General features: G+C 40.5%; 16 protein-coding genes and 1 riboswitch. Of the genes, 1 reads left to right on the top strand and 15 read right to left on the bottom strand.

Annotated features, from left to right (window positions below; all coding sequences use genetic code 11):
* Nucleotides 1–15: 15 nt before the first annotated feature.
* From H0486_RS02400 to H0486_RS02345, 12 genes are all read right to left on the bottom strand, one after another.
* Nucleotides 16–633, bottom strand: a complete 618-nt coding sequence (locus H0486_RS02400) for a histidine phosphatase family protein (protein WP_228351487.1) — start codon at nucleotides 631–633, stop codon at nucleotides 16–18.
* The gene (locus tag H0486_RS02395; protein WP_228351486.1) at nucleotides 606–989 is read right to left on the bottom strand and encodes a bifunctional adenosylcobinamide kinase/adenosylcobinamide-phosphate guanylyltransferase; all 384 of its coding nucleotides are present in this window, start codon (nucleotides 987–989) and stop codon (nucleotides 606–608) included. Before H0486_RS02395 ends, H0486_RS02400 begins: the two co-directional genes overlap by 28 nt.
* Before the next feature lie 12 nt (nucleotides 990–1,001).
* The gene (locus H0486_RS02390) at nucleotides 1,002–1,745 is read right to left on the bottom strand and encodes an adenosylcobinamide-GDP ribazoletransferase (RefSeq protein ID WP_323163563.1); all 744 of its coding nucleotides are present in this window, start codon (nucleotides 1,743–1,745) and stop codon (nucleotides 1,002–1,004) included.
* 43 nt (nucleotides 1,746–1,788) lie between these two features.
* On the bottom strand, nucleotides 1,789–2,331 hold the full coding sequence (locus H0486_RS02385) for a bifunctional adenosylcobinamide kinase/adenosylcobinamide-phosphate guanylyltransferase (RefSeq protein ID WP_228351484.1): 543 nt from the start codon (nucleotides 2,329–2,331) through the stop codon (nucleotides 1,789–1,791).
* Nucleotides 2,300–3,427, bottom strand: a complete 1,128-nt coding sequence (cobT, locus tag H0486_RS02380) for a nicotinate-nucleotide--dimethylbenzimidazole phosphoribosyltransferase (RefSeq protein ID WP_228351483.1) — start codon at nucleotides 3,425–3,427, stop codon at nucleotides 2,300–2,302. Before cobT ends, H0486_RS02385 begins: the two co-directional genes overlap by 32 nt.
* On the bottom strand, nucleotides 3,396–4,904 hold the full coding sequence (locus H0486_RS02375; RefSeq protein ID WP_228351482.1) for a cobyric acid synthase: 1,509 nt from the start codon (nucleotides 4,902–4,904) through the stop codon (nucleotides 3,396–3,398). Before H0486_RS02375 ends, cobT begins: the two co-directional genes overlap by 32 nt.
* 3 nt (nucleotides 4,905–4,907) lie before the next feature.
* Complete coding sequence (locus tag H0486_RS02370; protein WP_323163525.1) at nucleotides 4,908–5,699, bottom strand: ABC transporter ATP-binding protein; 792 nt, start codon at nucleotides 5,697–5,699, stop codon at nucleotides 4,908–4,910.
* Nucleotides 5,699–6,721 carry a FecCD family ABC transporter permease gene (locus tag H0486_RS02365; RefSeq protein WP_228351481.1) on the bottom strand — a complete coding sequence of 341 codons (1,023 nt, stop codon included), beginning with the start codon at nucleotides 6,719–6,721 and terminating at the stop codon, nucleotides 5,699–5,701. The genes H0486_RS02370 and H0486_RS02365 overlap by 1 nt, the downstream gene beginning before the upstream one ends.
* A gap of 22 nt (nucleotides 6,722–6,743) precedes the next feature.
* Entirely contained in the window at nucleotides 6,744–7,916 is a 1,173-nt protein-coding gene (locus H0486_RS02360) for an ABC transporter substrate-binding protein (protein ID WP_228351480.1), read from the bottom strand.
* 13 nt (nucleotides 7,917–7,929) lie between these two features.
* Nucleotides 7,930–8,844 carry an iron transporter gene (locus H0486_RS02355; protein ID WP_228351479.1) on the bottom strand — a complete coding sequence of 305 codons (915 nt, stop codon included), beginning with the start codon at nucleotides 8,842–8,844 and terminating at the stop codon, nucleotides 7,930–7,932.
* 9 nt (nucleotides 8,845–8,853) lie between these two features.
* Complete coding sequence (locus tag H0486_RS02350; RefSeq protein WP_228351478.1) at nucleotides 8,854–10,071, bottom strand: sirohydrochlorin cobaltochelatase; 1,218 nt, start codon at nucleotides 10,069–10,071, stop codon at nucleotides 8,854–8,856.
* 207 nt (nucleotides 10,072–10,278) lie between these two features.
* Nucleotides 10,279–10,485, bottom strand: a riboswitch (cobalamin riboswitch).
* A gap of 54 nt (nucleotides 10,486–10,539) precedes the next feature.
* On the bottom strand, nucleotides 10,540–11,436 hold the full coding sequence (locus H0486_RS02345; protein WP_228351477.1) for a LysR family transcriptional regulator: 897 nt from the start codon (nucleotides 11,434–11,436) through the stop codon (nucleotides 10,540–10,542).
* Between the two features lie 115 nt (nucleotides 11,437–11,551).
* Between H0486_RS02345 and H0486_RS02340 the strand changes: the two genes are divergently transcribed.
* Nucleotides 11,552–12,886 (top strand): MATE family efflux transporter, encoded by a 1,335-nt coding sequence (locus tag H0486_RS02340; protein WP_228351476.1) that lies wholly within the window; start codon nucleotides 11,552–11,554, stop codon nucleotides 12,884–12,886.
* 44 nt (nucleotides 12,887–12,930) lie between these two features.
* On the opposite strand, the gene H0486_RS02335 is transcribed toward H0486_RS02340, so the two are convergent.
* The 3 genes from H0486_RS02335 to H0486_RS02325 form a co-directional block, all read right to left on the bottom strand.
* A complete protein-coding gene (locus tag H0486_RS02335) occupies nucleotides 12,931–13,281 on the bottom strand; it encodes a hypothetical protein (RefSeq protein ID WP_228351475.1) in 351 nt (116 codons plus the stop codon).
* A gap of 379 nt (nucleotides 13,282–13,660) precedes the next feature.
* A complete protein-coding gene (locus tag H0486_RS02330; RefSeq protein ID WP_228351474.1) occupies nucleotides 13,661–14,620 on the bottom strand; it encodes a DUF6017 domain-containing protein in 960 nt (319 codons plus the stop codon).
* 43 nt (nucleotides 14,621–14,663) lie between these two features.
* Complete coding sequence (locus tag H0486_RS02325) at nucleotides 14,664–15,032, bottom strand: replication initiator protein A (protein WP_228351473.1); 369 nt, start codon at nucleotides 15,030–15,032, stop codon at nucleotides 14,664–14,666.
* Nucleotides 15,033–15,037: the final 5 nt, after the last annotated feature.

The raw sequence follows: 15,037 nt of genomic DNA, 5'->3' as shown, positions 1-15,037 counted from the left end.
TTCCCACATCTCCTGCTATATCTTTTTCAGTTCCATGATTTCCGGCTCTGCATCCAAGTATTTCATAGTACAGATAAATCCCTTTCCATTTGGAACCTGATAATCAAAATAATCTCCTTTGCCATACTTACTTAGCAGTGCCATAATGGTACCGCCGTGCACAATTATTCCGACTGTTTTATGTCCTTCTTCCTTTATTGGTTTTAATTTCCCTATCATTCTCCGAAAGCCTTTGTCACATCGTGAAATAAACTCTTCTCTGCTTTCTCCCTCCGGAAAAGGAAGTGTACCATTACTGTCAATCCATTCCTGATACCGTTTGTCTCCCTGAAGTTCCAAATAATTCTTTCCTTCGAATACGCCAAAATCCATCTCTTTCCATTCTTCGATTTCTACAGGCTGTAACTCCGGAAATAAAATTTCTGCGGTCTGAACACACCGTTTCATAGGACTGCTAAACAAAAAATCAACGTTGGGAAATATACCCTTTTCTTTCTCTTTCAGCAAATGTGTTTTTCCCTCTACGGATAGCTCTTCATCCGTTTTTCCCAAATACCGGTGTTCCTTATTTGATTTTGTTTCCCCATGTCTAATCAACACAAGCGTTATTTGATTTTCTGCCCTATCCCACATATCACTCGCTCCACTTCCTCTGCCTTTTTGGCAAGTTCTACAAGTATTCTTCCTGTCCGCTCTCTATATTCTCTTTCAAATATTTCTATGGGTACGATGCCATTACCAACCTCATCACTAATGATGACACAGTATGGGCAATTCTCTACAAAAGCAAAAATTTCTTCCTCCGGGCATCCATCCTCGGTAATTCTTGACCTAATCCAATAATGAAGATGGTTGATAACCACAGTACCGCTTTGTCCACTCTTGTTCTTAGGTATTTCACCATCCCAAATCTGACATGGTTCCTTATCATATTTTTGAAGCACATAATCTAGTTTTCCCTGTGCATATCCGCCGATTACCAGCTTCATTTTCTACCTCCATCATATCAAAACACTGATTCCTGCCGCCACAATCATCATGCTCGCCTCACAGATAAGAACAAAATAGCCCGCCGTGTCTCCTGTAATTCCGCCAAGCTCCTTTTTTGTCCGGTAATAGTAATACAAAAATGCCAGAAAGGCAGCTGCCACCACAAGAATACCCGCATACAGCGATTGCCAGAGCATAAAACAAATACAGGCTATACCCTGCAGGTATAAGGACCACTTCACAATCGTTTTCTGCGAACTGCTTGCAAATAAATAAAGCATTCCGTCTTTCTTAGCGGCTGGAAAGGTAACAACGCTGATTCCACTTAAGCACCGTGCCAAAAAGAAACCGCCGCATACAATCTTAATCAAGTTTCTATCTGCTACTTCTGAAAATGCTCCTATATAAATGATTCCATACATAGCAAGCATTATGACAGCAAATGCTCCTATATGAGAATCCTTTAATATTTCCAATTTCTTCTCACGTGGCTTATAAGAATGAAATGCATCCATGGTATCCATGAAACCGTCTGCATGAAATCCTCCGGTAATTACAAGCGGAATTGCTGCTCCTATCAGGACATGACATATTTCTCCAACATCAAATATACTGCACAAGCAGCTCCATAAATAAACACATCCACCAATGACTGCTCCAATCCACGGAAAGAAACAGAGCATATATTTCATATCCTCTTCCTTCCACTCAAATTGCGGGACCGGAATCTTGGAATAGATAGAAAACGCAATCATAATTGACTTAAAAATATGCATCCTGTTTGTCCTTTCTATCATGCTAAACACGTTTCGGCTTAACCACTAATGGAATGCCAACAACTACTTCTACAACCTCATCTGCCATCTCTGCCAGCTTTTGGTTTATCCGTCCCATTGCCCGGATATATGCCATCGTGGTCTTGTCATACACGTTCCCATCTTCAAAAACGTTGTTGCTCACTATAACAAGGTGAGTCAATTGCCTATTCAATGCTGTTATCCCACCTACAATTTTTTTTGTTATCACTTCTTCCGTTCCCGGTGCTTCTCCCGAAAACATCTCATTGGCTGTCAGATTAGAGATACATTCCAACAATGCCGTCCTTTCTCCGGTTTCCATTTTCTCCGCTGCTTTTCCAATATCTATAGGTTGTTCAATCGTAGAAAAACCCTTACCACCTCTAAGCATCCGATGTCTTTCCACTTTCCTTTGGCCTTCTTCATCATAAATCTGCATGGTAGCGATATAGTATTTCTTCCTATCCTCTGAAATGGAAATCATATAATCTTCTGCATACGCTGATTTACCGCTACCGCTTCCCCCAATAATTAATGTCATCATCTATTTGAAACCTTTCATATTGCTCTATATTAATGTCTGAAAAAGTTGTCCTGTCCTGATATACACTAAGTGCTATATCAAGGAGGGAAAACATCATAACAGCTCCGGTTCCTTCCCCTAATGCCATATTTCCGTCAATAACGGGTTCTACATTCAATTCCTTTGCTAATCTTCTCATTGCGGGCTCTTTTCCCTTGTGGGACGGAATCAAATAATCCTTTGTCCCGGGAACAATTCTCTCTGCCAAAAGAGCGGCTACCATACTGATGACACCATCCAGCACAATTGGAACATGATACAATGCACCACCGATACACACTCCGGCAAGTCCTGCAATATCAAATCCTCCAACAGTTTCAAGTATGCGTAACGCATCTGCCTTTTTTAAGTCATTCTTGTCTATGGCTTCTGTGATAATTTTTTGCTTATGTATAAGCTTCTCATCACTGAGTCCCGCTCCTCTCCCGGTAACCTCCGCCACTTCACAATGCAGTAATGCTGCAGTTACTGCACTACTGGTAGTTGTATTTCCTATCCCCATTTCTCCTGTTGCAAGAATTTTGTAACCCTTTTCTTTACAATCAGACACCATTTCTATTCCGGTAAATATTGCTTTGATTGCTTCCTCTTCTGTCATAGCAGGTTCGTTTCTAAAATTTCTGGTTCCGGGACGTATTTTCTTATCCAATACCCCTGGTATCTTACCTTTATCATTCACACCAATGTCTACCGGAATTGTATCCACTCCGATAGTCTCTGCCATTTTTCCTACAGAAGTTTTCTTTTCTGCCATTTTTTTCACAACAGTAAGTGTCACTTCCTGTCCCGACTGGCTGATACCCTCCGCAACAATTCCATTATCAGCACACATGATAATGACTGCTTTTCTGGAAATATCAATCATTTCCGTCCGCTGGATGGCTCCAATCTGTGCTGTTAATGCTTCAAATTTTCCCAAACCGTCAAGAGGCTTTGCCACATGGTCCAAGTTGTTTAATACCTTTTTGCGAATCTCTTCATCCGGAGCTTTTACAGTCAGTTTTTCTAATTTTTCTCTCGTATATCTATTCCAAGCGGGATTCTCTAAGCATTCCATAGATTTCCTCCATATTCAGATACTCCCTAAGTGTATCTGCCAATTTGTCATATTGCTTTTCTTTGAAGCTCCGATAATCTTCAAAAGCTCCTTCTCCAATCCAAATTCCCTTCTTTTTGGCCAAGGCCTGCACTACTGCCGTAGCAATACAGCCTTTATCAAAAATTCCATGCACATAGGTTCCATACACATTTTTGTTTCTGCCGGATATAATAATCTTTTTCTCATGCAAAGCATCATTTCTAATTTCAATCTCTTTTCCACTCTCTGAAAAATCTGTTTTTCCCATATGAATTTCATATCCTGCAAATTCAAGTTCAGAAAGATTAGAGAAAATTCCATCTAATTCAGGAAGCTTACCTTCCATTTGACATCGAACCTTTTCTTCTCCCAGTTCTGTGACAACCGGAAGCAGTTCCATCCCTCTCAGAGCACCTCCCCCTTCGACTCCTGACGGATCAGCAATCTGTTCTCCAAGCATCTGATAACCACCACATATTCCAAAAACAGGAGTCTCTTCTGCAATTTTTTTTACCGCTGCCTCAAGCCCGTTCTGACGCATCCACTTTAAATCACCAATTGTATTCTTACTTCCGGGCAATATGACCATATCCGGTTGATGAAGCTCTGATACAGAAGTTACATATCGTACAGATACTTCTTTCATCTGTTCAAATATATTGAAATCTGTAAAATTAGAGATTCGCGGATAACGGATAACTGCGATGTCAATACAGCTTTCTTCCTTTTTGTCAAAGCGTTCTGTCAGACTGTCCTCGTCCTCCAGTGCCAACTCCATGTAAGGAACCACACCGGCTACTGGAACTTGTCCCTTCTCCTCCAGCATTACAATACCCGGATCAAGTATTGTCTTATCTCCCCTGAATTTATTGATAATAAGCCCCTTAACTCTTTTCTTTTCTTCCTCGGAAAGTAACATGAGTGTTCCTAAAAGTTGGGCAAACACTCCACCTCTGTCAATATCACCTACCAATAATACCGGTGCATCAACCATTTCCGCCATGCCCATGTTGACAATATCATTTTCTCTCAGATTAATTTCTGCCGGACTTCCTGCACCTTCTATCACAATAATATCTGCATACTCTTCCAGTTTTCGAAAAGCCTTCTTAATATCCGGAATCAGTTGCTTTTTATATGCGAAATAATCTCTTGCACTCATATCCCTGTGCACTTCTCCGTTCACAATAACCTGCGAGCCGGTATGATTGGTCGGTTTTAACAAAATAGGGTTCATACAGACCATAGGTTTTATGCCAGCTGCTTCAGCCTGCATGACCTGTGCCCTGCCCATCTCCAGCCCTTCTTCCGTAATGAAGGAATTAAGTGCCATATTCTGTGATTTAAACGGAGCCACCCTGTATCCGTCCTGCTTCATAATTCTGCAAAGCCCTGCCACAAGAAAACTCTTTCCTGCACCTGACATCGTTCCCTGAATCATAATGACTTTTGCCATACATTATTCCTCGTATCTTCCTAACCTTCCGATATAGGCTAGTAATTTTTCATTTCCTTCAAAACAGTCTTCATTTATATGAAAAAGACGCTTTATAAAATCGGACTCAAAAATCTCTTCAGGCGTTCCACAGCGTTCCACATACCCTTCCTTTATGCACAGTATTTTATCTGAAATAATCTTAGCAAGTTCTAACTCATGAAGCGACATAATTACGGTTAAACCTTTTTTTATCCGTAATTCCTGTACTACTGATAAGAACTCCAGCTTATATTTCACATCCAAAAAGGAGGTCGGTTCATCCAGAATAACAATCTCCGGCTCCTGACAGATTGCTCTGGCAAGCATAACCCGCTGCTTTTGTCCGTCACTGATCTTGGTGAAGTCCTGATTCCTGATTTCTGTCACATGGACTAACTCCATTGCTTCCCTAACAGCATCATGGTCTTCTTTGGATAAGATTCCAAAGTGTCCGGTATAAGGATATCTGCCTGTGGCAACCACATCTTCACAGGTCATCAACTCTGTCTTCATTTTTTCCGTAAAAACCACAGCCATTTTTTGTGAAAGTTCCAAACCGGACATATGATTCAATTCTTTTTTGTCCAGATACACTACTCCCTGAATAAGTTTCAGCTGCTTTGCAATGCTCTTTAATATCGTTGATTTACCAGCTCCGTTTGGACCGATCATGGTCAATATTTCTCCCTTATGAAGTCCAATCTCTATGTCCTGAATCAATGGCTTCCCCTGATAACCAACGCTCATCTGCTCCGTTTTAAAATAATATTCCATTATGCGGCCCTCTCTTTTCTATGCGTCGCCATCACCCATAAAACAACCGGGGCACCGAAAATTGCTGTAACCGTACTGATACTCAGTTCCGTTGGTGCAAGAATCGTTCTTGCCAGTAAATCGCAAAACAAGCAGAATACGCTTCCGCCCAGAAAACAGGCAGGTATCATCAAAAGAGGCTTTGCAGTTCCAAGTAATTTCTTCACCAAGTGAGGTGTTGCAATTCCAACGAAGGATATCGGTCCTGCAAAAGCTACAATACATGCCGATAAAATGCTTGATAAAATAACAAGGAATACTCTTAAAATACGTATATTTACTCCCATGTTCTGTGCATACACCTCACCAAGCTGATATGCCGAAAGGGGCTTTGATAACAGGAAAACTGCTATAAATGTAACAATAACAACAATTGCCATAACTTTCACATGATCCCATGTCATTCCGGAAAAACTACCCTGTGACCAGTTATGAAGATTTACAATGTCTGCATCATCCGCAAAAGTTACGACCAGCTCCGTTATTGCCGAACAAATATATCCAATCATTACACCGCTGACTACCAGCATGGACATTCCTTTTACCCTGCGTGATAACAGCAGTACAAATCCCATTGACAACATTGCACCCACAAATGCAGCAACTATCATATCTGTGGAGGTAATTCTGACTGCTCTTCCCATAAAAAAGACCATTACCAGTGCCACCACCATTTTCGCTCCTGATGAGATACCAAGAACAAACGGGCCAGCTATGGGATTATGAAAAAAAGTCTGTAAAAGATATCCTGCGAGTGAAAGTGCACCGCCAAGTATAATCACTGCCAGCGTTCTCGGCAGCCGTATATCCCACAAAATTCTCGCTATCGTTTCATTATTCTCTTGTCCTATCAATGCTCCTAAGATATCCGATAATGTAATTCTTACGCTTCCAATACAGATGTTGAGAGCCAAAAAGATCACAACTCCTATACCAAGAAAAATGAATGTCATGATATATCTGTATTTTCTGTTTTTCTGCATAGTGTTCGCATCACCCTTCTTCTTATTCCAAACGGAAAAGATAGTGCATTTTATCTTCTCCTTCCCCTGACAGCATGGCATGCACATCTTCCATTAAGTATCCAATTGACAAGGACTGTTGATACATATCGTTTGTAGTACACCAGACATTCCCTTCCTGAACTGCTTTAAAATCTGCCAAAACCTTACATTTATCAAGAAGCTCCTCCCTACTGGAAACTCCTCCGTCAATGGAACTGTTATAAATCAAGAAATCGGCATCCTTTGCACCATTATAAAACTCCTCCACCTGCATATTCATGGTAGAACGTTTCGTTTCGGCATCCCCTAAATTTTCAAAAATATACTTTCCACCTGCAAGTTCTATCATCTTTGGTACATAATCAGAAGATTGCCGCACCTGCACCAGTCCGTTTGATGTAATAAAAAAGAATGCTACTGTCTGATCTGTCTTTTCGTCTGCTGATACCTTGTCTAAAATTGCTGTCTGATTTTCAAATATCTTCTCTGCTTCCTCTTCTTTCCCGAGTAAAGCACCAAAAAATTTAATCCATTCCACTCTTCCTAATGGATGCGATTCATAACTGGAATATTCAATCATAACCGGTATTCCAAAATCTTCCAGTTTTTCAATGACTCCCGGAGAATGTGAAATCATTCTGTTTTCTATTGCAAGCGTACACCCTTCTGAAACAAGCAATTCATAATCCGGCTTGCTATATTTTCCTGCATAGATCATATCTCCATTTGCCATTGCTTCTTTTGCTTCTTCAATATACCAGTTTTCTTCCTTCTGTCCTGAAAAGGTAATGGCGTCCAAACCATCTAATTCGCGAAACATATCCATAACAGCAGATGCAACCAAATATAAATCCTTCATTGGACGCTGTAATATTACGATATCTTCTTGCATATTCTCCGGTATTTCTTTTCCTTCCGGAACAACCAGGAACCTTTGTCCATCCATTGTTGTTGTCAGCATTGTATAGCCGCCCTTATAATAGTCTACCGAAAAATTCTCAGCATATTGAAGTTCCATACTACTTTCATAAACAAGCGTACTTTCTGTTTCCTTATCCTGTAAATTGTCTGCATGATAATTATTATCATAATTGGAAGAAGGACTGCCGCAGCCGTGCAGCCCCAGCAGTCCTGTCAAAAACAGACATATTGCAATGATTGTCTTTCTTCTCATCCCATAGTACCTCTTATTCTGCCGGTTTCATCGTGTCAGAATAAAATGTGAGCGTATACTCAATTTCATGTGGTGTACTCATTGCCACAGTATCTCCAACGACATCCATCGGTTTATCAAAAAATAGAACAGGAATCTCAAATACAGAATCTCCTTCTGTATTGATTGGAAGATACTTCTCTCCATCTACAAGCATATAATCATAATTGGGACTGCTCCATTGAATCGTTGCAGTCACGTTTTCCCCTGATACTGTAACTGTTGCCGGAGATAAAACCTTTGCTTTACCGCTTCCACCCTCAAAGGCAAGATCTACTGTATAGATGCCGTCCTCCAACTGAAGGGTATTTTCAGCCTGAGCTTCTTCCTCCATTGGTTCCGGATTGGAGACTTTTACCTTATGGTCATACCATGTTCCCTTTGTACCAACGAGTGCCAGATCAAATTCTTCCTCCAGCACCGGAACCGGCACATCAAAACCATAGACCTCCTCTGTCAACCCATCACTGAAGGTAACCTTATCCTCTGTGGGAATAAGAAGCTCAGCTCCGTCTTTCTCGGCATCCTCGGCAAGTCCGGGATAAAGATTTACAATCTTTTTTGACATCAGTGAAATATGGATGGTCATTTCTCCGTTTTTAACTGTCAGTATTCCTTTTCCGTCACATGCTTCACTTACGTGAAACATGCTGCTGTCCGTATCAAAATCTGCCTTGTATATTCCATCCGGAATCACAGCCTTCTCTTCTTCCTCTGCAATTGCATTCTGTGCAGGAGGTTCTTCTGATTCCGTGTTAACAGGGGATTCTGTCGCAGGAGCATCTTCTTTTATGCTGCTTTCCTGTACATTATTTTTGTCGGTACAACCACAAATTAGAGAACAAACCAACAACAATATACTAAAAATTGTAATAAGTTTTCTTTTCATCGTTATCCTCTATTCATTTATTACGTTTTTCGTATGTGCCACATAAAGCTGCTGAATAGCATCAATAGATCCAAGACCTATAATCTGTGTATCCACACTGTCAAACTTGCCGGATGCAGTAAACATACTCTTCCACGAATCCTCATCATCCCCGGCCATATCATTGTTTGCATGATCTCCTGCAACTACCATCAGTGGACGAAGTATCACTTTCGTATATCCAGCCTGTGCTACAGCATCAATCACTGCCTCGCACGCAGTCTCTTCCGGTTCTCCTTCCACGGTTCCGATAAATACGTTGTCATAGCCAAGTTCTCCCATCTGTGTCTGCATCTGGCTGTATGATACTTTTGCAGTATGAGAGGTTCCATGTCCCATAAATACAAATGCAACACCATCTTCTTTTGCTGCATCCAGACTGTCATAGCCGGCATCCTTCACCGCTTCTGTGGTAATTGCCTCTGCAACAAATGCTTTATCTGCATTGATTACAGTTGCATCCGTTCCCACCTCTCCAAGCAGTGGCTCTGCAACCTTTACAGTTTCAAACTGATCCTGATATGCCTCTACTGCTTCCATCAGTTCGTCATACTCTGCTCCATGCATTAAATGCGTAGGCTGAATCACAAGATTCTTAACGCCATTCGTCACCGCACGATCCAAGGCCTGATCCATATTGTCAATGTACTCACCATCACGCGCCTGCACATGATTAATAATAATCTGAGCTGTAAATGCTCTTCTCACTGACCAATCCGGATAAGCTTCCTGCAAGGCATCTTCAATTCCTTTAATGTCAGCTACACGGCTATCATTAAAGGAAGTACCAAAGCTCACAACCAAAATCTCATTTTCGCCGATTTCATCCTGGTTACGCGGGTCATCCTTAGATGCATCACCGGTATCTCTTCCAAAATAATCTGGGTCTGCATTTTCACCCTCTACCAATTCTTTCTGCGCATCTGTCAAAGCGTCCCAAGCAGCCTTGGCGTCAGCACACTGCTTATCTGTCTCATCTGTTCTTTGCTGCACATAAATCGCATCAATCATTGCCGCCACCTCATCAGCTGCTTTTTGATCGGCATCTTCCTCTGTTTCAGTCTGCGTTTTCTCTTCTCCCGCTTCTACAGAACTCTCTACCATTGTTTCCTTACTGTTTCCACATCCTGTCATGCAGAGTGTTCCCATCAATGCTGCCATTAATAATGCTACTACTCTTTTTTTCATGTTTCCTCCTTCGACAGTTTCACCTGCCATTCTTTTTATCTTAAATATGTACGTCAGAAACAATATTTTGGCAACACAAATAAAAAACCCTTTTCCTAAACAGGTAAAGGGTTTGCACACAAAAGAAACATATAGGAAAATCATAGACAAACAACTCTCCCATACTTTCTTAATGTACAACCAGTTACTCGTGGTCTGAAACTATCGTTTCTGTACAGCAATCAGGCAGGTCTCCCGGCTTGAAAATCATCGCATCCGCCATCTTCCCAGGAAAGGATTTCCTTGTTTCCCAGTGATATATCGGCCTCAGCTCCCTAATTACGGTGACGAGTTCGCACAGGACTTTCACCTGTTTCCCTTTTCACCAGAGCCAATTTTATAAATTGCTCTGACACCTGACTACTTCATATTCATATCTTTTTATATTACCATAACTATACAGGTAATTCAACCTTTTTCAGAAGAAATCTACGTTATGGAAACCTCATATAAAATCCGTTGCTCTAATTCAGAAGCTGCAATACTCAACGAAATACCTCTCCGTTTCAGAAGACAAATATTTCTGGCAGGAATGTCTGGTGCCATGTTGAGGATAACCAGATTCTCCCTGTTTTCCTTTTCCAGAAAATCCATTGGTACAAAGCCAATTCCCAGATCAGATTTAATCATCGGTAAAATCTGGTCTGCTGTAGCAGCCTCCACATCCGGCGTAAAGGACATTCCCATTCTGCCGAAAACGTCTGAATAAAAGCGAAAAGAAGCTGTTTGCTCCCCAAGTCCAATCAATGGATAATTTTTTATCTGTTCTTCAGTAAGAGTAGTACCTGTAGAAAGAGAAAATGCTGTGCTACAAACCGGCACTTCACGAATGCTTCTAAGCACCTGTGAACCAAGCCCAATGGGAAGGTCAAAAGGTTCTGTTACAATTGCAAAATCTGCCAGTCCTTTTTTCAACACATCAATTGCCTGTGGCGTAGATTGGTTTAGTATTCTGATACGGATGCCGGGAAAATTCTTTCGGAATATTTTCAAAACAGGAAGCAATACACAATGGAGTGCAATTTCGCTGGCTGCTACCGTAACTATCCCTGACTGTAGGCTTTTATCCCTGGCTATTTCTTCCTCTCCACACAGAATATGTTCAAAAGCAATGGAGATATGGGCATACAGTTTTTCTCCTTCCGGAGTCAGTATAATACCATGCCGCTGCCTTACAAACAATGTGCACCCCAATTCCTCTTCCAGTTTTTTCATCATCCTGGTAATGTTAGGCTGGTTATTAAGAAGTGCTTTGGCTGCTCCGGTAAAACTCTTGTATTTTGCAACATAATAAAAGACTCTGTAATAGTCATAACTGATGTTCATTGCAGTTCCTCGCATATCAATTTCATATATCTCAATATTAAAATTAATATTTTACACATATCTTTGAACGAATTATAATACACTCGATAAGAAAAGACAATGGAGGAATCTGACAATGAATAAAGATCTGACCGTGGGAAAACCACAAACCGTACTGTGGAAATTCTGTATGCCTTTGTTTGGAAGTATAATTTTTCAGCAGCTCTATAATATAGCTGACAGTCTGGTAGCCGGAAAGTTTATAGGAGAAAATGCTTTAGCTGCCGTTGGAAACAGTTATGAAATCACCTTGATTTTTATTGCCTTTGCCTTTGGATGTAACATGGGCTGTTCCGTTGTCGTTTCCAAGCTGTTTGGAGCCAGAAATTATAAGGAAATGAAAACTGCCGTTTACACTGCCTGTATTTTCAGTGGTTTTGTTTGTGTCCTGTTAATGCTCATCGGAATAGCAGGCTCCGGCATGCTGCTTCGGTTGATTCGAACCCCGGAAGAAGTATTTGCGGATTCAAAACTGTATCTGGATATTTACGCATGGGGATTACCATTTGTCTTTTTCTACAATATTGCTACCGGTATCTTCTCTGCACTCGGAGATTCCAAAACACCATTTTACTTTCTGGCGATATCTTCTATGTCCAATATCGCAGTAGATATCTGGTTTGTAAAGGCATTCCACATTGGGGTAGCCGGCGTAGCGTTGGCAACATTTCTCTGTCAGGGAATCAGCTGCATTCTGGCAATGATTGTAGTATTCAAGAGACTTGCCAAAATCGAAGGAAAAGAAAAAGCTCCTCTATTTGATTTACAGCTTTTAAAACAGATTGTAGTGATTGCCATTCCAAGTACTTTGCAGCAAAGCTTTATTTCCATAGGTAACATTATTATCCAGAGTATTATCAACGGTTTCGGAGCCCCTGTCATGGCCGGATATTCCGCTGCTGTAAAACTGAATAATCTTGTGATTACTTCCTTTACAACACTTGGAAACGGAATTTCTAACTATACGGCACAGAATCTTGGTGCCATGAAGTTTGAACGAATAAAACAGGGCTTTGGTGTTGGCGTCAAATTAGTATGGATGCTTAGCCTCCCACTGTTCCTACTTTACTTCTTTGGCGGGAATATCGTATTAAAACTATTTATTGACAATCCAACTGAACTTGCCATGCATACAGGCATCCTCTATCTAAAAATTCTGTCGCCTTTCTATTTCGTGGTTTCTACAAAGTTAGTAGCAGATGGAATTTTGAGGGGAGCCGGTATGATGAAAAAATTTATGATAGCCACTTTTACAGATTTGATTCTGCGTGTATTGCTTGCTTTCTGTTTTTCAAGAACAGCACTCGGTGCAACCGGAATCTGGTGTGCATGGCCAATTGGATGGTGTGTTGCTACAGTACTTTCAATTATCTTTTATCGTAATGGTCCTTGGAAAGTTCAAAAAGGATAATACTAATATAAACTTATATAAAAAAAGTCAATACTTTCCATAAATTACAAAAAGGCGTACCACCATTTCTGATGATACGCCCTCACTATTTGGCTACCAGGATGGCCTTCCCCCTCATATCCGACATATACAATCTTTCCATCATCATATCTGGTATGGTTACTTTTAAGTTCATTCACTTCCAGGTTAAAATCTGCAACATACACACTTGCTACTGTTGTAACGGTATCTCCATCCTCAAGAGACGGCAAGAATATGGCAAACGGTGAATTGTAGATAGTTCCCACGATTGCCACTACCGGAATCGCTACAACTGACACTAAAAGCACCAGTCCTAACAAAATCGGCAAAACAAGTTTAGCCACATACTTGGCAACGAACATACCCTTCTGCACAAAAATATCCTTAGCGATACTGCAACACAGTTGAATATCCCATATAAAATCCGAAACACCGTAAAAAGATGCTGTAACATCATTGATACCAAGACAATTGCTATAACTCCAATGATATATACAGGCTCATTCCATTCAAACCTATATGTCAGCAGATAAAACAACAATCCCAGTAATGATGAACTCAGAATATCAATTCTGGCAATCAGGAAAAGTAGTCCTGATATAATAGTTGATATCAAACCGACACCGAGTCCCAATCCAAGGCCCACCGCTTCACTGGAAACTCCGGAGCTCATGGAACTTGGTTTATCGTAATAAAAGGATTCCTCATAATCAATATACATAGTCAATTTCCTCACTTTCTCAATTGTTCTGACTAGATTGCTCTCACAGCAAACTGTGGCATATCGTGATTCACCTCTGCTTGATAGTAGCTTTTCATTGTGGATGGTGCATTAAATAATGCCGCTAACAAATACTTTTTGATATTACGCACTTTAGAAGTAGTCTCTTTCAGACAATCTATCACATACTGAATATGGGAACTGTTCAGCTTCAAAAATTTTGACTTGACCAACTGGATCGGATACTCATTGCTTGCAATAATCACATTGCCACTCTTACAAAGAACAGTCTCCAAAATCAAATCATAAATCCCATCCAATAGTTCTCTGTCGTAAGGATACCGCTGATACAGAATATCAATCTCCATGTTTTCGCGAATAATATTTGCATAGGCATGATACTCATCCAATCCGCTACCGGTATCCTCCGATACGATTAGATCAGGATTACTATACTCAGTATCACTATTCTCAGTATTATTAGGGTTTATTTTTCCAACCTCTAAAGGTTTATTTTCCAAACCTCCAGAAGTTTGATTTTCCAACTTCAAGAAGTTTATATTTCCAACCTCTGAGCCCTTTTCTTCCTGTTCAGAAGTTTGTTTTTCCAACCTCTGAACATTCTCAGGAATCTCCTCCATAAATGATTTCACATATATAATCGCTGGTTTTCCTTGTCCCTGTCGTTTACGTTCAATCAAACAGAATTCCTCTAAGGCTTTCAATGTATCAAGAGCCTTATTCTTTTTACAGTTCAGCATTTCCATAGTATCCTCTACAGAAAAGTAAATATAGGCTCTTTGTTCCGCATCAAACCATTTATTCTTTATAGAGAGCGACATTCTATCAAGCATCAATCCATATAGCACTTTCGCATCTGTAGATAATTCTCGAAAGTAGTCATTCGTAAACAACAGCTTCGGTATTCTATAAAAGCTGAGCTTGTCTGCTTCTTGTCCATAAAAATAGGAAAACGTTATCTTCTCGCTCACCTTTGTATCCTCCAATTACCTTTGAAGTGCATTTTTTGCACTTCTACACCGAAGAGGTCACTGGTGCTATAGTAAAATTCCTGACGTATATCTGGTTTGGCAATCCCTTACCTCTTTTTCGCTTTACTATCAAGCCGACATTTTCAAGTTCTGCCAGGCAGTCAACAGCCTTATGTTTTGACACATTCATATCCGACTGAATCTCATCCAGCGAATACACGATGTAAACTCTATTTTCTTCATCCAACCATTTATTCTTATAGGACATCCCCATTCTATCCAAAAGCATTCCATAGAGAATCTTTGCCTGGACTGAGAGGGAAGCGAAAGCTTCCCCCACCACCAGCTCCTTTGGTATCCTTATAAAACTAAACTGGTCTGCCTGTGTACCATAAAAATAACTCATTCTCATACTTC

The organism is Variimorphobacter saccharofermentans (genome assembly GCF_014174405.1).
Classification (GTDB): domain Bacteria; phylum Bacillota; class Clostridia; order Lachnospirales; family Lachnospiraceae; genus Mobilitalea; species Mobilitalea saccharofermentans.
The sequence above is the reverse complement of the archived record's forward strand: the minus strand, read 5'-3'. Positions and strand labels throughout refer to the sequence as shown.